The sequence below is a fragment of the Ornithinimicrobium sufpigmenti genome (assembly GCF_004322775.1).
Taxonomy (GTDB): Bacteria; Actinomycetota; Actinomycetes; order Actinomycetales; family Dermatophilaceae; genus Ornithinicoccus; species Ornithinicoccus sufpigmenti.
In genome coordinates, this window is record NZ_CP036403.1 from 2428898 (window position 1) to 2449036 (window position 20139).

Below are 20139 nucleotides of genomic sequence, written 5' to 3' on the forward strand. Positions count from 1 at the left end.
TCACCGCCGGATCCGCGGGTCGAGGAAGGCGTAGGCGATGTCGGCAAGCATGTTCATGATCACCGCGGCACCGCCGGCCACGAGGAAGTAGGCCATGACGGGGTTGGGGTCGACGGTGTTGAGACCGGCGGAGAACATCGCGCCCAGCCCGCGCCAGCCGAAGATCGTCTCGGTGATGACCGCCCCACCCAGCAGCCCGGCGAAGTCGAAGGCCACGATCGTGGTGATCGGGATCAGCGCGTTGCGCAGCGCGTGCTTGGTGTAGACCACCCGGTCCGAGAGCCCCTTGGAGCGAGCGGTGCGGATGTAGTCCTGGTTGATCGTCTCCAGCATCGAGGCGCGCGTGTAGCGGCTGTAGGAGGCGATCGAGATGACCGTCAGCACGATCGTCGGCAGGATCAGCTGGATGCCCCAGTTGTAGATGTTCTCGTAGAACGGCAGGTCCACCCGGTTAGGGTCGAGGCGACGCTCGCCGATGGTGGCGATCTGCCGGCCCGGTGTCCGGGCGAGGAAGCCGCTCCAGGCGGAGAGCAGCTGGTCCATGAAGATCAGGAACCCCATGCCCAGGGCGGTGCCCGCGCCGACGATCATGCCGACCCGGCGTTCGTAGCCGCCCATGAACCAGCCGACCGCGGCCCCCACGGCCCCGGCGAGCAGCGCGAGCCCGATGAGGACGAACCAGTTCGCCGGCTCGTCCATGATGGGCTGGGTGGCGAAGTAGGAGACCACGCCGAGGCCGACGACCACCAGACCGGCATACATGATCCGACGGTTGGCCAGGCCCACCGTCATCACCAGCATGAACGCCAGCGCGGCGAGCCCTCCGACGATGACCAGCGGCAGGCCCAGTGCGGGGCGGTGCCACCAGTTGACCGCGTCGAAGTAGCCGACGATGCCGCCGACCACAAGGGTGGTGACCAGGAAGGTGATCACCTGGCGCCGCAGGCCACCGCCCAGCACGGCCGCCAGGATGATGCCGAAGACGATCGCGATGACGATGATGGTCACCAACGACATCGTCGGGTCCCCCATCCACCGGTTGAACCGGATCGCGCCGTACTCCTTGAGCAGGACCGCGGCCCAGAAGACCGGCAGGGAGAAGAAGAGGAAGGCGGTGAAGGTCACCGCGTAGTCGAAGCCGGAGTACTGCCGGATCGCGGACAGGATGCCCAGCGTGATGCCGATGACGATGGCCAGCACGGTAGCGATGGTGACCAGCCGGAGGCTGGCGCCCGCCGCGTCCAGCAGCATGGTGTTGACGTTGGCGCCGTCCCTCGTCATGCCGAGGTCGCAGTCGAGGACCAGGCACCGCCCCGCACCGGCGACCCAGGTCATGTAGCGCTGCCACCAGGGCATGTCCAGGTTCATGTTCTCGACACGCGCGTCGATGAGCTGCTGACGGTTGTCCGCGTTGCTCTCGCGCAGGTCCTCCAGCGGGTCACCGGAGTTGATCGTGGCGAAGTACAGCACGGCCGAGGCGACGAGCATCACCAGCGCCGAGATGCCGATCCTGCGAAGGATGAACTGGAGCACGGGGGGCCTTCCTGGGAAGAGGGGCACGCCTGACGGCGACCGAGGCTGGTGACGAACTCTAACCCGCGCAGGGATGGTTAGCCACGACCGTGTGGGGGGGTCCGCCGGCCGGGGCAGGACAGGAACGACGGGCCGGCGAGAGGGGGTCCGGAGGTTGACGTCGGGTGAGCGTACCGGACGTACCTCCGGGGCGGGAGGGGAGGTTCCCTCCCGCCCCGGAGGCGGGTGCCGGGGGCGGCGAAGCTACCCCGGCGGTGTCGCTGTCAGCGTGTCAGTTGGCGCGGACCCACTGCTCGGCGTTCCACGACACACCGGTCTGGACCGCGGTGTTGCGGACGTTCTCCAGGCTGGCGTCGTAGCCGACCACGCTCGGGTGGGCGAAGATCGGGATGCCGTACAGCTCGTCCCAGAGCGCCTTCTCGATGACCTTCAGCTGCTCCATGTGGACCTCCGGGTCCACCGACGAGGAGAGGGTGTCCCACGCCTCGTCGACGGTCTCGCTGGAGAAGCCGCCGTAGTTCTGCAGGCCGGAGCTGCCCGTGTTGGTCTGGTAGATGTTCGCGCCGGAGGCGATCTGACCGGAGCCGGCCCAGGCGAACAGCGCAACCTCGTAGTCGCCGGAGTCGAGGGCGCCACCATCCTGGAAGAACTCGGCGGAGCCGGAGTCCTCGATGGTGAAGCCGACCTGGTCGCAGGAGGCCTTGATGGCCGCGACCTCGTCCGTGCGGCGCGGGTTGGGGGCGGAGTACCCGAGGCGGATCGTCACACCCTCCTCCAGGCCGGACTCGGCGAACTTCTCGCGCGCTGCGTCGAGGTCGACCTCGTCGTAGCGGCCGTCGTAGGACTCGGAGACGAGCTCGTTGTACTCCTCCTCCTGGAACGGGAACTTCTCGCGGGCGTTCATGACCACGGCGTCCGGGTTGAGCGGCGCGATCAGGCTGTCCACGATCTGCTGGCGCGGCACGCAGTGGGCGAACGCCTCACGCGCGGCCAGGCCACCGTTCTCGTCCGCGAAAGCGCTGCTCTCGGCGAAGTTGAAGTCGAGGTGCTCCCAGGTCATCGAGTCGGCGGTGTCGTAGGTGACGGCGTCGCCCGCACCCTCCAGCTGGGAGATGGTGTCGACGGTCGCCTGGGGCTCGATGACGTTGATGTCACCGTTGATGAGCGCCTGGACGTGGGTGTCGGGCGCCGCGAAGACGAACTCCAGGGTGCCGGTCGCCGGCGGGGTGCCCCAGTAGGTCTCGTTCGGCACCAGCGCCAGGCTGGAGCCGGTCTGCCAGGACGCACCCTGCAGGGTGTAGGGCCCGGACGACGGCACGAGGGCCTCGTCCTCGATCTGGTAGTTCGGGAAGTTCCAGCCGGTGTTCCAGAACTCGGCGACCTGGTTCACGGTCTCGGCGTCACCGTCGAGGATGGCCTGGGCCAGCTCGTCGGGGGACAGACCGGCCTGCTCGGCAGCGACGTGCGAGGGCAGCGCGCCGCCGACGGCGATCTCCCAGTCCGGGTAGGCCTCGGGGTAGGTGACCGTGAAGGTCTTGCTGCCGACCTCGGTGTCCAGGACGTCCGGGGCGTAGACGGACCAGTTGCTCACCGGGTCGAACTCGCCGGAGTTGTCCTCGCCCTCGCCGAACATCGAGGCCGGGTTGGTGGAGGCCCAGGTCAGCAGGTAGTCGTTGGAGGTGATGTCGGTGCCGTCGGACCACACCGCCTCGTCGGAGATGGTGTACTCGATGGTGAGGGGGTCCTCGGAGACCATCTCGTAGGTGCCGTAGTTCTCGTCCGGGTAGATGGTGCCGTCGGTGCCCCAGTACCAGAAGCTCGAGATCACCTGGGCGTTGACCACCGAGTTGTAGGTCGAGTTGGTGGCGCTGGTGGTGTCGTTGTACGAGTTGTACTGCTCGGCACCGGTCGAGATGCTCACGGTGTCGTCGTTGGTGGTGACATCGCCCAGGTCGGCCTTGGCCGTGTCGCCCTCGGCAGCCTCCGGGTCCTCCCCGCCGTCCGTGGCGGTCTCGGTGTCGGTGTCGGCCGTCTCGTCCTCGGTGTCCGCGTCCGCGTCGGCGTCGGTGCCGGCGTCAGCCGCGGTCTCCTCGGGCGTGGTGGTCTCGTCGCCGCTGTCCGACGTGCAGCCGGCCAGCACCAGGGCCCCAGCAGCCACAACGGCCATTGTTGCGCGCCTGATCTTCAATGTTCCTCCTAGTGATAGGTCGCCGCCCGGCCGGCCACATCAGATCGAGGCTTGGTCACGCGTACGGCGAACCCGTGGGGTTGCGTAGATGAACATAGACAGGTCGGGAGCCCATTTACCACTGCCGTGTCCGCACGGTGACCTGATCGTTACGGATTTGAGACTTCCCACGTCGACGCCCTGACCTGCTATCCCGGCGCCTCCGTGGCGTCGAGCATGATCCGTACGGGGTCCTCCGCCTTGCGGGCGCTGCGGGCCGCGCGCACCGCGTGGACCGCCTGGGGCAGGGCGTCCCCCGGCCCGCCCGGCTCGCGCACGGTGGCCACGGCGCGCGGACGGTGGCCCGTGCCACCGGCGCTGCGCCCCTGCGCGGCATCCCTCTCCGGCGCCACCTCCACGACGCCGACCAGCTCCACGGTCCCGTCCTGGGAGATGGCCGTGACCGCCTCCTGGACCGCGGCCGGTGGGCCGACGACAGTGGCGTGGCGCCGCACCGGCGGCAGCCCGAGCTCGCGGCGCTCGGTCAGCTCCCGGGCCGCCAGCCACGCCGGGTCCCACCGCACCAGGGCCTCCACGGCGGGCACGCTGCCGTGCGGGGGCACCCCGCACAGCACGACCTGAGCCGACCCACCACCGGCCAGCGGATGGCCGCCGGCCGCAGGGGCCGCACCCGCGGCGGCCGTGGACCAGCGCCTCAGGGCCTCGGGCGCGGCATCCAGCGAGGGACGTTCCAGGAGCCGCCAGCCGTCGAGGAGGACGACCGCGGCGTACCCCGTCGGGCACCATGGTTCCGCCCCGGGCGTGGCCACGACGAGTGCCGGCTCGGCGTCGACCTCGGGCACCACGTGCTGACCCCCGGAGCTGACCACCCGGGTGCCGGGGAAGGCCCGGCCCAGCTCCTCCGCGGTGCGCCGCTCCCCCAGCGCCGTGGCTCGGCGACGCGGGGATCCGCACTGGCGGCACCGGCCCCCCGCGGCGCCGGTGCCGCACCAGCGGCACACCGCGGCGGGCGGCTGGCCGGTCACGCCGACCGGTCCCTGGCAGACGGCGCACCGGACCGGGGCGCGGCAGTCCTGACAGGCGAGGGCCACGACATACCCCTGCCGTGGGACCTGCACGAGGACCGGTCCCACCTCCAGCCCCTTCTTGAGGGTCCGCCAGGCCAGGCTCGGGATGCGTGCGGTCCGGGCGGCGGCGTCGCGCTCCTCCGCGAGGCCCTCCCCCGCCACGACCACCCGCGGCGCGGCCGAGCGCACCTGCGTCGGGGCGGCCACCACGGTGGCGACCGCGCCGGCCTCCACCCAGGACTGGACCGTGACGCTGCGCGTCAACCCGCCGACGAGGAGAGCCGCTCCCTCCTGCCCGGCCCGCAGTCGCAGCACCTCGCGGACGTGCGGGTAGGGAGCGCGCGGCTCCTGGTGCAGGTCGTCACCCTCGTCCCAGCAGACGAGCAGGCCCAGGTCCCGCACGGGCGCGAACGCGGCGGCCCGGGTCCCGACCACCACCTGGACATGGCCGCGCAGCACCTTCAGGAAGGCGCGGTAGCGGGCCTCCGGCCCGAGGTCGGCGGTCAGGCGCACCACGGTCTCCGAGCCCAGCGCCTGCGTCAGGACCGGCAGCACCCGGTCCACGTCGCGACGGTCGGGGACGACCACCAGGCTGCCCCGGCCCGAGGCCGCGGTGGCGCGGACCGCGGCGGCGATGGCAGCCGGCCAGTCGGTCTCCGGGGGCTGGCGCGGCAGCGCGAGCCACGCGGCGGCGGGTGCCTCGCCCGCCGCCAGGCGACGCAGGAGCGCAGGACCGGCCGGGTAGGCCGCCCATGGGCCGGCCGCGTCCTGCCGGTCTGCCGGGACGCGACTCCGCTCGACCGGTGCCTCCTGACCGCCCGACACCTCGTCCGACGCCTCCGGTGGCACCGTGCGCTCGGCGCGGGCGTGCCGCGGCGGGACGGCCAGCCGCAGGACGTCCGCGGCGGTGCCGCCGTAGTGGTCGGCCACGAGGCGCAGCTCGGCCGCGACAGCCGTGGTCAGGACGGGCTCAGGGCTGACCACGGTCCGCAGCGGCGCCAGCCGGCCCTCGTGCTCGGCGGTCGCTGTGCGGGCGAGGAGGATCCCGTCGTGGTCGCGCCCGGAGAAGCGCACCCGGACCCGGCAGCCCGGGCGCGCGTCCTCGTCGAGGGGCGCGGGGACGGCGTACTCGAACGGCCGGTCCAGATGGGCCAGCGGGGTGTCGATCAGGACCTGCGCCACGGGGTCACGCTCGGCCAGCGGCGCGTCCGAGGCCGGCGCGGGCCTGCGCCGGCGCGGCGCCGCGGGGGGCGCGGGCACCAGCGAGAGCTGCTCCGGCACGGCGCCTCCGTCAGACTGCCGCGCGCAGCTCGTCGACGCGGTCCAGCCGCTCCCAGGTGAAGGCGCCGTCGACCCCGTCGGCGTCGGTGCGCCCGAAGTGGCCGTAGGCCGCGGTCGGCCGGTAGATCGGCCGGAGCAGGTCCAGGCCGTCCACGATGGCCGCGGGTCGCAGGTCGAAGACGGTGGTGATGGCCTGCTGGATGCGCTCGACCGGGACGGTCTCGGTGCCGAAGGTCTCCACGTAGAGCCCGACCGGCCGGGCGGTGCCGATCGCGTAGGCGACCTGGATCTCGCACCGCCTGGCCAGCCCGGCGGCCACGACGTGCTTGGCCACCCACCGGACGGCGTAGGCGGCGGAGCGGTCGACCTTGGAGGGGTCCTTGCCGGAGAACGCCCCGCCACCGTGGCGGGCCATGCCGCCGTACGTGTCGACGATGATCTTGCGACCGGTCAGCCCGGCATCGCCCATGGGCCCGCCGATGGTGAAGATGCCGGTCGGGTTGACCAGCAGCCGGTAGCCGTCGGTCTCCAGCTCCAGACCGGCCTCGTGCGCGGCGTCCAGCACGGGGGTGATGATGCGTTCGCGGACGTCCGGCGCCAGCTGCTTCTCCAGGGAGATGCCGGTGGCGTGCTGGGTGGAGAGGACGACCGTGTCCAGCCGGACGGGGCGGTCGCCGTCGTACTCGACCGTGACCTGGGTCTTGCCGTCTGGGCGCAGGTAGTCCAGCTCACCGTTCTTGCGCACGGTCGTCAGCCGCTCCGCCAGCCGGTGCGCGAGGGACACGGGCAGGGGCATCAGCTCGGGGGTGTCGTTGCAGGCGTAGCCGAACATTAGGCCCTGGTCGCCGGCCCCCTGCTGGTCGTAGCGGTCGGCATCGGTCAGCCCGCGGCTGGCGACGGCGTCGTCGACCCCGGTCGCGATGTCCGCGGACTGGTCGCCGATGGAGACCTGCACCCCGCAGGTGCGTCCGTCGAAGCCCTTGTGCGAGTTGTCGTAGCCGATCTCCAGGATGGTGTGCCGCACCAGCTGGGGGATGTTGGCGTAGCCCTCCGTGCGGACCTCGCCGGCCACGTGGACCAGGCCGGTGGTCACCATCGTCTCCACCGCGACCCGCGACTGCGGGTCCTGCCGGAGCAGGTCGTCGAGGATGGCGTCGCTGATCTGGTCGCAGATCTTGTCGGGGTGCCCCTCGGTGACGGACTCGGACGTGAACAGGCGGGACATGCGCTCTCCTCGAGTGAGCTCGTACGAGCAGGTGTGCAGCGGCTGCTGACTTCTCGGCGCTCGGCAGTCTATGCGGGTGCCCCGACAGACCGTCGGGCGCAGACCGTGCCCTCGGTCGGCGGGGCTGAGCCAGGGCGCTCAGCGCGAAGGCCTCAGCGCGGGGCGAGCTCCGGCGCGACCGTGTCCCAGATCGCCTCGGCGATGCGGTCCTTGCCGGCAGGCCCGACGGTGGGGACCTCGTCGGTACCCGGCCGCAGCAGGTGCACGGTGCTCTCGTCCTGGCCGAACGTCTTGCCCACCCCCACCTCGTTGGCCACGAGCAGGTCGCAGCCCTTGCGGGCCAGCTTGGCGCGGGCCAGCTCGACCACGTCGCCGCTGTCGTCGCCGGTCTCGGCGGCGAAGCCCACGATGTAGGGGGTGCTGGCGTCCCCGCGCCCCTGGACCAGCCCGGCCAGGATGTCGGGGTTGCGGACCAGCTCGATCGTGGGCGCGCTCTCGCCGCCCTCCCCGTGGGTCTTCTTGATCTTGCGCTCCACGTAGTGCGCGGGGCGGAAGTCGGCCACGGCCGAGGTCATCACCACGGCGTCCACCCCACCCGCGACCGCGGTCTCCATCGCCTGCTGCAGCTGCAGGGCGGTCTCGACCTCGACGACCTCGCACCCCGGCGGGACCGGGAGCGCGACGTTGGCGCTGACCAGGGTGACCCGCGCGCCCCGACCCGCCGCGGCGGCGGCCACGGCATACCCCTGCTTGCCGGAGGACCGGTTGCCCAGGAACCGGACCGGGTCCAACGGTTCCCGGGTGCCGCCGGCGGAGACCACGACATGCCGACCCTCCAGGTCACCCCTGTCCGCCTCAGGGCCCGTCCCTGCCGGCGCGGCACCGGCCCGGGTGGGGCCCCCGGCCTCGACCGCGGCCAGCGCGGCCGCCACGATCTCCTCCGGCTCGGGCAGGCGCCCAGGACCGGTGTCCTTCCCGGTGAGCCGGCCCGAGGCCGGCTCCACGACGACGACGCCCCGCTCGCGCAGCAGCGCCACGTTGGCGGCGGTCGCGGGGTGGGTCCACATCTCGGTGTGCATCGCGGGCGCGAGCACCACCGGGCAGCGGGCGGTCAGCAGGGTGTTGGTCAGCAGGTCGTCGGCCAGGCCGTGGGCGGCCCGCGCCAGCAGGTCCGCGGTGGCGGGCGCGACGAGCACGAGGTCGGCCTGCTGGCCGAGGCGCACGTGCGGCACCGAGGGGACGTCGGACCACACGTCCGCCGCCACGGGCCGGCCGCTGAGCGCCTCCCAGGTCGGGGCGCCGACGAAGCGCAGCGCCGCCTGGGTCGGCACGACCTTCACCTCGTGGCCGGCCTCCGTGAGCAGGCGCAGCACGAGGGCGGCCTTGTATGCGGCGATCCCTCCGGACACGCCCAGGACGACGCGCATACGGCCAGCTCCTCGCGCAGGGGTGCTCAGCTCTCGGGGGAGCTGGTGTGCAGCTTGCCCTGGTTGATCTCGTGCAGGGCGATGGACAGCGGCTTGTCGGTGGCGTCGGCCTCCACGAGCGGGCCGACGTACTCCAGCAGCCCCTCCGACAGCTGGGCGTAGTAGGCGTTGATCTGACGGGCCCGCTTGGCCGCGTAGATCACCAGGGCGTACTTGCTGTCCGCACGCTCCAGCAGGCTGTCGATCGGCGGGTTGGTGATGCCGTCGGGGTGGGCGATGGTGCCGGTACCAATCACGAAAGGGTGCTCTCAGTCTTCAGCGGGTGGGGGGTCAACCATCAATGATACGAGTTCTTCGGCCGCTCGCGCGACATCGTCGTTGACGATGGTCACGTCGAACTCGTCCATGGCGGCCAGCTCGGTGCGTGCGGTCTGGAGCCGGACCGCCCGTTCCTCCGCGGTCTCGGTGCCCCGGCCGACGAGCCGGTCGACGAGCTCGTCCCAGGACGGTGGTGCCAGGAAGACGAACAGCGCCTCCGGCATCCTGTCCCGCACCTGGCGCGCCCCCTGCAGGTCGATCTCGAGCAGTGCGGGACGTCCCTCGGCGAGAATCTCCTCCACCGCGCGACGGGGGGTGCCGTAGCGGGCCCGCCCGTGCACGGTGGCCGACTCCAGCAGCTCGCCGGCCTGGTCGAGCCGGGAGAACTCCTCGTCGTCGAGGAAGAAGTAGTGCCGGCCGTCCTCCTCCCCCGGTCGGGGCGGCCGGGTCGTCGCCGACACGGACAGCCATACCTCGGGGTGATGCTGACGGACGTAGGCGGCGACGGTGCCCTTGCCGACGGCCGTGGGACCGGCGAGCACGACGAGGCGACGAGGGTGAGGCACCCCGGTCAGCGGTCGCCGAAGCGCTCGAGCAGCTGGTGCACCTGGTTGGCGCCCAGCCCCCGCACCCGCCTGCTCTCGGAGATCCCGATCTCCTCCATCACCTGCTTGGCCCGGACGCGCCCCACCCCCGGCAGCGACTCCAGCAGCGCCGAGACCTTCATCTTGCCGACCACGTCGTTCTCCTTGCCGGCGGCGATGACCTCCTTGAGGGAGCCTTGGGAGTTCTTCAGGCGGTTCTTGACCTCTGCTCGCTCGCGGCGGGCCGCCGCGGCCTTGGCGAGCGCGTCGGCTCGTTGCTCGGGCGTCAGCTCGGGAAGTGCCACTGTCCTTCTCCTCGTCGCGTCGGCGCAGCCGGTCTGCGTCCTCGCAGCGAACATAGCGATCCGGGGAGGAAGGTGCCAACCGGTCGCCGTCCCCCCGTCGGGACAGGAGTCGGGCGGCGTCGCGGCTCGTCATGCCGCCAGGGCGGTGCGCAGCCGGTCGGTCCAGCGCTGGATGGCGGACTCCAGGGCCGCGGCGTCCGGACCGGCACCCAGCACGCCCCGGCTGATCGGCACCAGGACGCGCTCGGTGAGCCCGGCGAAGGTGCGGGCGACGTCGTGCTCGTCGGCCCCCTGAGCGCCCACCCCCGGGCTCAGGACCGGGGCCCGCGAGGCGGCCAGGTCCAGGCCCAGCTCGGTCGGGGTCCGGGGCAGTGTCGCCCCCACGACCAGCCCCACGTGCCCGCAATTTGTCGCTGCCGCGTTGTCGCGCGCCACCTGTTCGACGATGCGGGCCGCGACGGTGGGCTCGCCGGCGAACTGCACCTCGGCACCCTCGGGGTTGGAGGTCAGCCCCAGCACCCACACGCCACGGCCAGTCTCCGCGGCCAGGTCCAGCGCGGGGCGCAGCGAGCCGTAACCCAGGTAGGGGCTGAGGGTGACGGAGTCTGCCGCCAGCGGCGCGCCGTCCTGCAGGTAGGCCTGCGCGTAGCCGCCCATCGTGGAGCCGATGTCACCCCGCTTGGCGTCCAGCACCGACAGCAGGCCGCGCTCGCGGCTGCCGGCCAGGACCTCCTCCAGGACCGCGACGCCCGCGGAACCGTGCCGCTCGTAGAACGCGGACTGCGGCTTGACGGCGGCGCAGCGGTCGTGGGCTGCGTCGAGGACGCCGAGGCTGAAGGTGCGCAGCCCCTCCGGCGTGTCCGGCAGGCCCCAGTCGGCGAGCAGGTGCGGGTGCGGGTCCAGCCCGACGCAGAGCGGACCCCACTGCTGGATCTGGTCGACCAGACGCTCGCCGAAGGGCTGGCGTCCGGGCCTTGGCTCGGGTGTGGTCATGCGGACCTCCTCAGGTCGTCGGTGATGCGCCACAGCAGGGTCGGGTCCGCCCACAGCGCGGTGCCGAGCTGGACGGCGTCCGCGCCGGCGCTGAGCGCTGCGCGCGCGGAGGGTATGTCGTGCACGCCCCCCGCGGCCACGAGCGGGGCCCCCGGCCACCGCTGCTCCCCCGCCGCCTCCGCCAGCTCCCGCACGCCGGCCCGGCAGGCTGCTGCCGTGGACGGCCCGGACCACCACCGGTCGGGACCGAGCCGCACGGAGCCGCAGACGACCACGGCGCCGGCCCCGCCGGCCACCGCGGCGCGGGCCGCCGGCACCAGCTCCGGGTCGAGCGCGCTGAGCCGCGCGAGCAGCAGCAGGTCCCGTGGTGCGGCCTCGCGGACCCGGGCCATCGCCTTGAGCACCGCCTGGTCCCCGGCTCCCCGCAGGTCCACCTCGACGGCCGCCACCGCATCGGCGTCCAGGCTGAGCCGGACCCGTTGCACCACCTCGGCCAGGTCGCCGGTGGACCGCCCGCGCACCGACAGCACGCAGGACAGTCCGCGGGAGGCGCACCAGCGGACCAGCTCGAGGGCGGCGGGCACGGCATACCCCGGGCTGGACGCGTGCTCCACCCCACCCACGCCGGTCCCGTGCACCCCCGCCGCGACCGGGCCGGGCTCGCCGGTGCGGACCGGACCGACGGGCAGCAGCACCTGGGCCAGGTCCCCGAACCGGGCCAGGGCGCGCGGATCGCTGACGGCGCCCGGGGCGAGCAGGACCGGCGGCAGCGGGTCACCGCGACGCACGGGCCACCCCCGTCGACGCGGCCAGCAGCCACTCCCCCGGCACGACCGGTCCCTCCACGCACGGTCGGACCCGGCGGGCCGCGGGGTCGTCGGCGACCTCGAGGTCGCAGGCCCCGCAGATCCCGGTGCCGCACACGACCGGTGCACCCGGGTCGACCGCCGTCACCCGGACCACCCGGCCCCGCGACTGCTCGGCGACCGTGCGCACGACGGGCGCGGGGCCGAGCGTGAGCACCAGCGAGGGGTCGACGGCGCCGAGCATCGAGCCCAGCGCCGCCGGGAGGTTCTCGCCGCTGGTGAGGGCGACGCCGGTGGCGAGTCGTCGCAGCGGACCGGGGTCCGGGCGGCGGTCCGCGTCGTCGGCGGGGAGCAGGACGTGCACCGTGCACCCGCGCTCGCGCAGGAGCGAGACCAGCCAGGGCACCGGCACGGCCGACTCCTCGTGGGCGACGATCACCACGTCGACCGGCTGCGCCGGCAGGGCGAACCCGCGACCGAGCGGACCGAGCAGGCGGACCGTGCTGCCCACCGGCCACCCGCGCGCCTCGTCCTCGGGCAGGACCACCTGGATGGTCGTGCCGTGCAGCGGGTCCACCTGCACCCCGGCCAGCCAGAGCACCCGGGGCAGGACGGCACCACGGGCGGGGTCACCAGGGACGACGAGCAGCTGCCCGGGGCGGGCACGTCCCCAGGACCGACCGGCGGGGACGGCCAGGGTCAGGACGTCGTAGCCGCCCTCAGGGCGCACCGCGCTGACCAGGGCCGCCAGCTCCGCGCCGGGCGTCGCGGCTGCTGCGGCCCCGCTCCCGCCCGGGACGCCCCGGCGTTCACCCTCCGCTCCCACGCCGTCGGCCGCCTCAGGTGTGCGCCGGGGGACGGCCGAAGAGGTCCAGGCTGGCGGCGTGCTCCTGCAGGGAGCGCACCTGCAGCGTGCCCTCGCGCATGGCCTCGATGCCCAGGACGGCCGCCGAGAGCTGCTGGACGGTGGTGATGATGGGCCGGTCCAGGGAGGTCGTCGCTGCCCGGATGGCGTAGCCGTCGACCCGGGCGTCCCGGCCGGAGGGGGTGTTGATGACCATGTCCACCTCGCCGGCGCTGATCCGGTCGACCACGGTCGGCTCGGCCGGTCGTCCGTCCGCACCGGCTCCCCGGCCCTGGCTGTGCTTGCGCACCACCTGGGCGGCGATGCCGTTGCGCCGCAGGACGTCCGCGGTGCCCTCGGTGGCCATGACCCGGAAGCCCAGGTCGACCAGGCGCTTGACCGGGAAGATCATCGAGCGCTTGTCGCGGTTGGCGACCGACACGAAGACGGTGCCCTCGGTCGGCAGGCTGGAGCCCGCGCGCAGCTGGCTCTTGGCGAACGCGGCACCGAAGGCCGGGTCGATGCCCATCACCTCCCCGGTGGAGCGCATCTCCGGGCCGAGGACGGAGTCGATCGCCTGCCCGGTCTGGGTCCGGAACCGCCGGAAGGGCAGGATCGCCTCCTTGACCGAGAAGGGGGCGTCCACGGGCATCCGCCCGCCGTCGGTGTGCGCCGGCAGCACGCCCTCCTCCCGGAGGCGGGCGATGCTGGTGCCCATCATCACCCTGGCCGCCGCGGCAGCGAGGGGCACGCCGGTGGCCTTGGCCACGAACGGCACGGTGCGGCTGGCCCGTGGGTTGGCCTCGAGAACGTAGAGCACGTCCTGGGCCAGGGCGAACTGGACGTTGATCAGGCCCCGGACGCCGATCGCGTGGGCCAGCCTGCGGGTGGCCTCGCGCACCTGCTCCAGCTCGCTGGTGCCCAGGGTGAACGGCGGCAGCACGCACGCCGAGTCGCCGGAGTGGATGCCGGCCTCCTCGATGTGCTCCATGATCCCGCCGAGGTAGAGGTCGGTGCCGTCGTAGAGGGCGTCCACGTCGATCTCCACCGCGGTGTCCAGGAACCGGTCGACCAGCACCGGAGCGGTCGGACGACCGCCGGCCCCTGCCGTGGCCCGACCGACGTAGCCGGCGAGCGAGTCGTCGTCGTAGACGATCTCCATACCCCGGCCGCCCAGCACGTAGGAGGGTCGGACCAGCACCGGGTAGCCGATCTCCCGGGCCACCGTCAGCGCCTCCTCCACCGTGTATGCCGTGCCGTGCCGGGGTGCGACCAGGCCGCTCTCGGCCAGGACCCGGCCGAAGGCACCGCGGTCCTCGGCCAGGTCGATCGCCTCCGGGGAGGTGCCGACGACCGGGACCCCCTCCGCCGTGAGCGCGGCCGCGAGACCCAGTGGGGTCTGCCCGCCGAGCTGGACGATGACGCCGGCCACGGGACCAGCCGCCCGCTCGGCGTGCACCACTTCAAGCACGTCCTCCAGGGTCAGGGGCTCGAAGTAGAGGCGGCTGGAGGTGTCGTAGTCGGTGGAGACGGTCTCGGGGTTGCAGTTGACCATCACCGTGTCGAAGCCGTGCTCGCGCAGGGTGAGCGAGGCGTGCACGCAGGAGTAGTCGAACTCGATGCCCTGCCCGATCCGGTTGGGCCCCGAGCCGAGGATGATCACCGCCGGCCGCTCCCGTGGGGCGACCTCGGTCTCCTCGTCGTAGGAGGAGTAGTGGTAGGGCGTCAGCGCCTCGAACTCCCCCGCGCAGGTGTCGACCGTCTTGTAGACGGGACGGACCCCCAGTGCGTGGCGCACCCCGCGCAGGACGTCCTCGCGCAGCCCGGTGAGCTGGGCGAGCTGGGCGTCGGAGAAGCCGTGCCGCTTGGCCAGCCGCAGCAGCTCCGGGGTGAGCCGGCCGCCGCGGGCGGCGCGGGCGGTGTCCCGGACCCGTGCGGCGATGTCGTTGATCAGCTCGATCTGGTCCAGGAACCACGGGTCGATCCCGGTGGCCGCGTGCACCTCCTCGACGGTGCACCCGCCGCGCATCGCCTGCTGCACCAGCACCAGCCGGCCGTCGGTGGGGGTGCGCGCCTGGTCGAGCAGCGCCTGCGCCATCTCCCGGGACGGTGCCTCGTCCTCGCGCCAGTGGAAGCTGGTGTGCCCGGCCTCGGTGGACCGCAGCGCCTTCTGCAGCGCCTCGGTGAAGTTGCGGCCCAGCGCCATCGCCTCCCCGACGGACTTCATCGTGGTGGTCAGCGTGGCGTCCGCGGCCGGGAACTTCTCGAAGGCGAACCGCGGCACCTTCACGACCACGTAGTCCAGCGTGGGCTCGAAGGCTGCGGAGTAAAAACGCCCGGAGGACACCTGGTCGGCCCTCTCGCCGGAGGCGTGTCGGGTGGGATCCGGGGGGCGGAGCCCCCCGGATGTGATGTCGTTGGGCACCTCGTCCATGGTGTAGCCGAGGGCCATCTTGGCGGCGATCTTGGCGATCGGGAAGCCGGTGGCCTTCGAGGCCAGCGCGGAGGAGCGGGAGACGCGCGGGTTCATCTCGATGACGATGACGCGGCCGTCCTCGGGGTTGACCGCGAACTGGATGTTGCAGCCGCCGGTGTCGACGCCGACCTCGCGGATCACCGCGATGCCGATGTCCCGGAGCCGCTGGTACTCCCGGTCGGTGAGCGTCAGGGCCGGCGCGACCGTGATCGAGTCGCCGGTGTGCACGCCCATGGGGTCGAGGTTCTCGATCGAGCAGACCACCACGACGTTGTCGGCCCTGTCGCGCATGACCTCCAGCTCGTACTCCTTCCAGCCCAGGATCGACTCCTCCAGGAGCACCTCGGTGGTCGGGCTGTCCTGCAGGCCGGCGCCGGCGATCCGGCGCAGGCTCTCCTCGTCGTGCGCGAAGCCGGAGCCGAGGCCGCCCATGGTGAAGCTGGGCCGGACGACGACGGGGTAGCCGAGGTCCTCGGCCGCCGCGAGCACCTCCTCCATGGTGTGGCAGACCGCCGAGCGGGCCGACTCTGCGCCGCACCGCTCGACGACGCCCTTGAACAGCTGCCGGTCCTCGCCGAGCTGGATCGCCTCGACGTCGGCCCCGATGAGGGGGCAGCCATACCTCTCCAGCACACCGCTCTCGTGCAGGGCGATCGCGGTGTTGAGGGCGGTCTGGCCGCCCAGGGTCGCCAGCACGGCGTCCGGGCGCTCCTTGGCGATGATCGCCTCGACGATCTCGGGCGTGATCGGCTCGATGTAGGTGGCGTCCGCGACGCCGGGGTCGGTCATGATCGTGGCCGGGTTGGAGTTGACCAGGACGACCCGGACCCCCTCCTCGCGCAGCACGCGGCAGGCCTGGGTCCCGGAGTAGTCGAACTCAGCGGCCTGGCCGATGACGATCGGGCCGGAGCCGATGACCAGGACGCTGGTGATGTCCTCACGCTTGGGCACGCGGGGCCTCCTTGTCGGTGCTGCTGGTGAGGAGCCCGACGAACCGGTCGAAGAGGTGCTCGGCGTCGTGCGGGCCGGCGGCCGCCTCGGGGTGGTACTGCACGCTGAACGCGGGCAGGTCCTGGCAGGAGATCCCCTCGACGACGTCGTCGTTGAGGGCGATGTGCGAGCAGCGGACGGGACCGTAGTCGGTGTCTGCGGGCTGGTCGGTGGGCACGCCCTCGGGCCAGGCGACGGCGAAGCCGTGGTTGTGGCTGGTCACCTCGACCTTGCCGGTCGTCCGGTCGAGCACCGGCTGGTTGATCCCGCGGTGCCCGAAGGGCAGCTTGTAGGTGCCCAGGCCGAGCGCGCGACCGAGCAGCTGGTTGCCGAAGCAGATGCCGAAGAAGGGTATGCGGCGCTCCAGCACCTCCCGCAGCAGCCCGACCTCGTGGTCGGCGGTGGCCGGGTCCCCGGGGCCGTTGGAGAAGAACACCCCGTCCGGCTCCAGGGCCAGCAGCTCGTCGACACCGGTGCGGCTGGGCAGCACGTGCACCTCGATGCCCCGCTCGGACAGCAGAGCCGGGGTCTTGCCCTTGATGCCCAGGTCCAGGGCGGCCACGCGGAACCGGGTCGGGGTCCCCTCCGGCGGCGAGACGACGTAGGGCTCGGGCGTGGACACCTCCGCGGCGAGGGCCGACCCGGCCATCCGGGGTGCCTCCTGGACGGCGCGCAGGAGCTCCTCGTCAGCGGTGGTCGCGTGCGGCCCGGAGAAGATCCCGACCCGCATCGCCCCCCGGTCGCGCAGGTGACGGGTCAGGGCGCGGGTGTCGACCCCGCTGATCCCCACCACGCCGGCCTCGCGCAGCGCGTCCTCCAGGTTGCCCTGCGAGCGCCAGCTGGAGGGCCGCAGCGCGGGGTCGCGCACGACCAGCCCGGCCGCCCAGATCCGACCGCTCTCCATGTCCTCGCGGTTGACGCCGGTGTTGCCGATGTGCGGTGCGGTCATCACGACGACCTGGCGGTGGTACGAGGGGTCGGTGAGGGTCTCCTGGTAGCCGGTCATCCCGGTCACGAAGACGGCCTCGCCGACGGTGCTCCCCGCGCGCCGTACGCCTCCCCGCGGAAGGTGCGCCCGTCCTCGAGGACGAGCACGGCGGGCTGCATACCAGTCGCTGCTCCTCTTCTCTGGTCGCGTTCCTCGGCGCTCCGGGGCTCGCTCGTTCCGCCCACGCAGGGCGTGGGACCCAGCTCGTGTCCTCGCGCTGTCGTCACCGCTCCTCCCCCCAGACCAGACCCTCGCGGGCCGTGACCCGCCCGCGCAGCATCGTCAGGTGGACCGCTCCGGTGAGCTCGCGGCCGTGCCAGGGGTTGTTGCGCGAGAGCGACCTCGACCTGGCCCGGTCCACGGTGACCCTGCGGTCCGGGTCGACGAGGGTGAGGTTGGCCGGGGCGCCGGGGCGGACCCCCTGGCCCTGGTCGGTCAGCCGGGCGATCCGGGCAGGGGCGGTGGACATCACCCGGGCCACGTCGGCCCACGACATCCGCCCCTCCTGCACCATCGTCGTGGCGACGACCGGGAGTGCGGTCTCCAGGCCGAGCATGCCGAAGGCCGCGTCGACGAAGGCGTGCTCCTTGTCCTGGCGGGCGTGGGGGGCGTGGTCGGTGGCGACCGCGTCGATCGTGCCGTCGGCCAGCCCCTCCCGCAGGGCCTGCGCGTCCTCGGCGGGCCGCAGGGGCGGGTTGACCTTGAAGGTGGGGTCGTAGCCGGTGAGCAGGTCCTGGGTGAGCATCAGGTGGTGCGGGGTCACCTCGGCGGTGACGTCGATGCCCTGCGCCTTGGCCCAGCGCAGGACCTCCACGGACCCGGCCGTGGAGACGTGGGCGACGTGCACCCGGGAGCCGGTGTGCCTGGCCAGCATGACGTCGCGGGCGACGATCGTCTCCTCGGCGACCGCCGGCCAGCCGGGCAGGCCCAGGCGGCCGGACAGCTCACCCTCGTGGCAGCAGGCCACGCCGTCGGCCAGCCGTGGGTCCTGGGAGTGCTGGGAGATCACGCCGTCGAAGGCGCGGACGTACTCCAGGGCCCTGCGCATGAGGCGGGGGTCGTGCACGCACCGTCCGTCGTCGGAGAAGACCCGGACCCGGGCGCGGGAGCGGGCCATCAGCCCCAGCTCGGCCAGCTCCTCGCCGGCCAGCCCCTTGGTCACGGCCCCGACGGGATGGACGTCGACGTAGCCGGCTCGGCGACCGAGGTCCCACACGGTCTCGGCGACCTCGGCGGTGTCGGTGACCGGCGTGGTGTTGGCCATCGCCAGGACGGCGGTGAAGCCGCCGAGCGCGGCGGCCTGCGAGCCGCTCTCGACCGTCTCGGCGTCCTCCCGGCCGGGCTCGCGCAGGTGCGTGTGCAGGTCGACCAGGCCGGGCAGGAGGACGAGTCCGTCCGCATGCAGGCGCTGGGTGCCGCTGGGTGCCTCGTCGGCGGCGTCGGGACCGACGGCGGCGATCTTCTGGTCGACGACCAGGACGTCCTGGACGCCCTGGCCGAGCACGTCACCGCCGCGGACGAGCAGGGGCGGGCTGGTGGGCTGGTGGGCGGTCGGGGTCACTGGGCGCTCCCTTCCCCGGCGAGCAGGTGGTAGAGGATCGACATGCGGACGGCCACCCCGGCGCTGACCTGGTCCAGGACCAGGGACCGTGCCGCGTCGGCGGCGTCGGCGGAGATCTCCAGCCCCCGGTTCATCGGCCCGGGGTGGGCGATGACGGCGTGGTCCGGCAGGAGGGCCAGGCGACGGGCGGTGAGGCCGTAGGTGACGGCATACTCCTTGGCCGTGGGGAAGTAGCCGCCGCTCATCCGCTCGCGCTGCACGCGCAGCATCATCACGGCGTCCACGGTGGGCAGGACCTCGTCGAGGTCGTAGGAGACGGTGAAGCCGTCGGCGCGGGCCCAGGCCTCGACCCCGGCCGGCATCAGCGTGGGCGGGGCGACGAGCGTGACCGAGGCGCCGAGCTTGCGCAGGCACAGCAGGTTGGAGCGCAGCACCCGGGAGTGGGCCAGGTCCCCGACGATCGCGACGTGCCGGCCCTCCAGCGCGCCCAGGCTGCGGCGCAGCGTGTAGGCGTCCAGCAGCGCCTGGCTGGGGTGCTCGTGGGTGCCGTCGCCGGCGTTGACGATCGAGCAGTCGACCCAGTCGGCGATCTGCCGGGGTGCGCCGCTGGCGGGGTGGCGGATCACCATCATGTCCACGCCCATGGCGTCGATGGTCAGCACCGTGTCGCGCAGGGACTCGCCCTTGGAGACCGACGTGCCCTTGCCGGTGAGGTTGATGGTGTCGGCGCTCATCCACTTGCCGGCGATCTCGAAGGAGGCGCGGGTGCGGGTGGAGTCCTCGAAGAAGAAGTTGATGATGGTGCGGCCGCGCAGCGTCGGCAGCTTCTTGACGTCGCGGTCCTGCACCTCGTGCATGGAGACGGCCGTGTCGAGGATGTCCAGGATCTCCTCGCGGTCGAGGTCGGCGATCGAGAGCAGGTGCTTCACTGGATCCACACCCCCTCGACGCCGTCGAGGTCCGCCAGCCGGACCAGCACGCGCTCGGTGCGCGCGGTCGGCAGGTTCTTGCCCACGTGGTCGGCGCGGATCGGCAGGTCCCGGTGGCCCCGGTCGACCAGGACGGCCAGCCGGACCGCGCGGGGACGCCCCAGGTCGGTCAGCGCGTCGAGGGCGGCGCGGATGGTGCGGCCGGAGTAGAGGACGTCGTCGACGAGGATGACGACCTTGTCGTCGATCCCCTGCGAGGGCAGCTCCATGCGCTCCACCGGCCGGGTGGGCTGGCTGCGCAGGTCGTCGCGGTACATGGTGATGTCCAGCGAGCCGGTGGGCACGTCCGCGCCCTCGACCTCCTGGATCACCTCGGCCAGCCGCCTGGCCAGGGGCACGCCGCGGGTCGGGATCCCCAGCAGCACCAGGTCCGCAGGCCCCTTGTTGCCCTCGAGGATCTCGTGCGCGATCCGCTTGAGCCCCCGTCGGACGTCGTCGCTGGTGAGGACCTCTCGACCCTCGGGTGGACCGGTCTGGGCATCATCCATGCCCGTCTCCTTCCCCGCCTCACAGGACGGTGGTTAAAGGATGGGTAGTCGGTGCGGTCACTGTACTTTACCGACG

Annotated in this window: 15 protein-coding genes and 1 pseudogene; all 16 read right to left on the bottom strand. The window is 72.8% G+C overall.

The window, feature by feature from the left end; genetic code table 11:
- The 16 genes and pseudogenes from ESZ52_RS11105 to pyrR all read right to left on the bottom strand — a co-directional run bounded on the left by ESZ52_RS11105 (position 1) and on the right by pyrR (position 20063).
- Entirely contained in the window at positions 1-1533 is a 1533-nt protein-coding gene (locus ESZ52_RS11105) for an ABC transporter permease (protein WP_131104991.1), read from the bottom strand.
- A 271-nt stretch (positions 1534-1804) separates the two neighbouring features.
- Positions 1805-3700 carry an ABC transporter substrate-binding protein gene (locus ESZ52_RS11110; protein ID WP_131104992.1) on the bottom strand — a complete coding sequence of 632 codons (1896 nt, stop codon included), beginning with the start codon at positions 3698-3700 and terminating at the stop codon, positions 1805-1807.
- Between the two features lie 209 nt (positions 3701-3909).
- The gene (locus ESZ52_RS11115; protein WP_181010022.1) at positions 3910-6069 is read right to left on the bottom strand and encodes a primosomal protein N' family DNA-binding protein; all 2160 of its coding nucleotides are present in this window, start codon (positions 6067-6069) and stop codon (positions 3910-3912) included.
- A 10-nt stretch (positions 6070-6079) separates the two neighbouring features.
- The gene (gene metK, locus ESZ52_RS11120; protein WP_131104993.1) at positions 6080-7294 is read right to left on the bottom strand and encodes a methionine adenosyltransferase; all 1215 of its coding nucleotides are present in this window, start codon (positions 7292-7294) and stop codon (positions 6080-6082) included.
- A 152-nt stretch (positions 7295-7446) separates the two neighbouring features.
- Positions 7447-8721 (bottom strand): bifunctional phosphopantothenoylcysteine decarboxylase/phosphopantothenate--cysteine ligase CoaBC, encoded by a 1275-nt coding sequence (coaBC, locus tag ESZ52_RS11125; protein WP_131104994.1) that lies wholly within the window; start codon positions 8719-8721, stop codon positions 7447-7449.
- A gap of 26 nt (positions 8722-8747) precedes the next feature.
- On the bottom strand, positions 8748-9017 hold the full coding sequence (gene rpoZ / locus ESZ52_RS11130) for a DNA-directed RNA polymerase subunit omega (protein ID WP_131104995.1): 270 nt from the start codon (positions 9015-9017) through the stop codon (positions 8748-8750).
- A gap of 12 nt (positions 9018-9029) precedes the next feature.
- Positions 9030-9614 carry a guanylate kinase gene (gene gmk / locus ESZ52_RS11135; RefSeq protein ID WP_131106581.1) on the bottom strand — a complete coding sequence of 195 codons (585 nt, stop codon included), beginning with the start codon at positions 9612-9614 and terminating at the stop codon, positions 9030-9032.
- Positions 9611-9928, bottom strand: a complete 318-nt coding sequence (gene mihF / locus ESZ52_RS11140) for an integration host factor, actinobacterial type (protein ID WP_131104996.1) — start codon at positions 9926-9928, stop codon at positions 9611-9613. The genes gmk and mihF overlap by 4 nt, the downstream gene beginning before the upstream one ends.
- Positions 9929-10057: 129 nt before the next feature.
- Positions 10058-10921 (bottom strand): orotidine-5'-phosphate decarboxylase, encoded by an 864-nt coding sequence (gene pyrF, locus ESZ52_RS11145; protein WP_131104997.1) that lies wholly within the window; start codon positions 10919-10921, stop codon positions 10058-10060.
- Entirely contained in the window at positions 10918-11709 is a 792-nt protein-coding gene (locus tag ESZ52_RS11150) for a hypothetical protein (protein ID WP_131104998.1), read from the bottom strand. Before ESZ52_RS11150 ends, pyrF begins: the two co-directional genes overlap by 4 nt.
- The gene (locus ESZ52_RS11155; RefSeq protein ID WP_131104999.1) at positions 11696-12553 is read right to left on the bottom strand and encodes an iron-sulfur cluster-binding protein; all 858 of its coding nucleotides are present in this window, start codon (positions 12551-12553) and stop codon (positions 11696-11698) included. Before ESZ52_RS11155 ends, ESZ52_RS11150 begins: the two co-directional genes overlap by 14 nt.
- A gap of 13 nt (positions 12554-12566) precedes the next feature.
- Positions 12567-15998, bottom strand: a complete 3432-nt coding sequence (carB, locus tag ESZ52_RS11160; protein ID WP_131105000.1) for a carbamoyl-phosphate synthase large subunit — start codon at positions 15996-15998, stop codon at positions 12567-12569.
- Positions 15985-17144: pseudogene (gene carA / locus ESZ52_RS11165) on the bottom strand (glutamine-hydrolyzing carbamoyl-phosphate synthase small subunit). The gene carB and the pseudogene carA overlap by 14 nt, the downstream one beginning before the upstream one ends.
- A gap of 104 nt (positions 17145-17248) precedes the next feature.
- Positions 17249-18586, bottom strand: a complete 1338-nt coding sequence (locus ESZ52_RS11170) for a dihydroorotase (protein ID WP_238154603.1) — start codon at positions 18584-18586, stop codon at positions 17249-17251.
- Complete coding sequence (locus tag ESZ52_RS11175; RefSeq protein ID WP_131106583.1) at positions 18583-19515, bottom strand: aspartate carbamoyltransferase catalytic subunit; 933 nt, start codon at positions 19513-19515, stop codon at positions 18583-18585. Before ESZ52_RS11175 ends, ESZ52_RS11170 begins: the two co-directional genes overlap by 4 nt.
- Positions 19512-20063, bottom strand: coding sequence for a bifunctional pyr operon transcriptional regulator/uracil phosphoribosyltransferase PyrR (pyrR, locus tag ESZ52_RS11180; RefSeq protein ID WP_131105001.1), 552 nt, complete (start codon positions 20061-20063; stop codon positions 19512-19514). The genes ESZ52_RS11175 and pyrR overlap by 4 nt, the downstream gene beginning before the upstream one ends.
- Positions 20064-20139 lie beyond the last annotated feature (76 nt).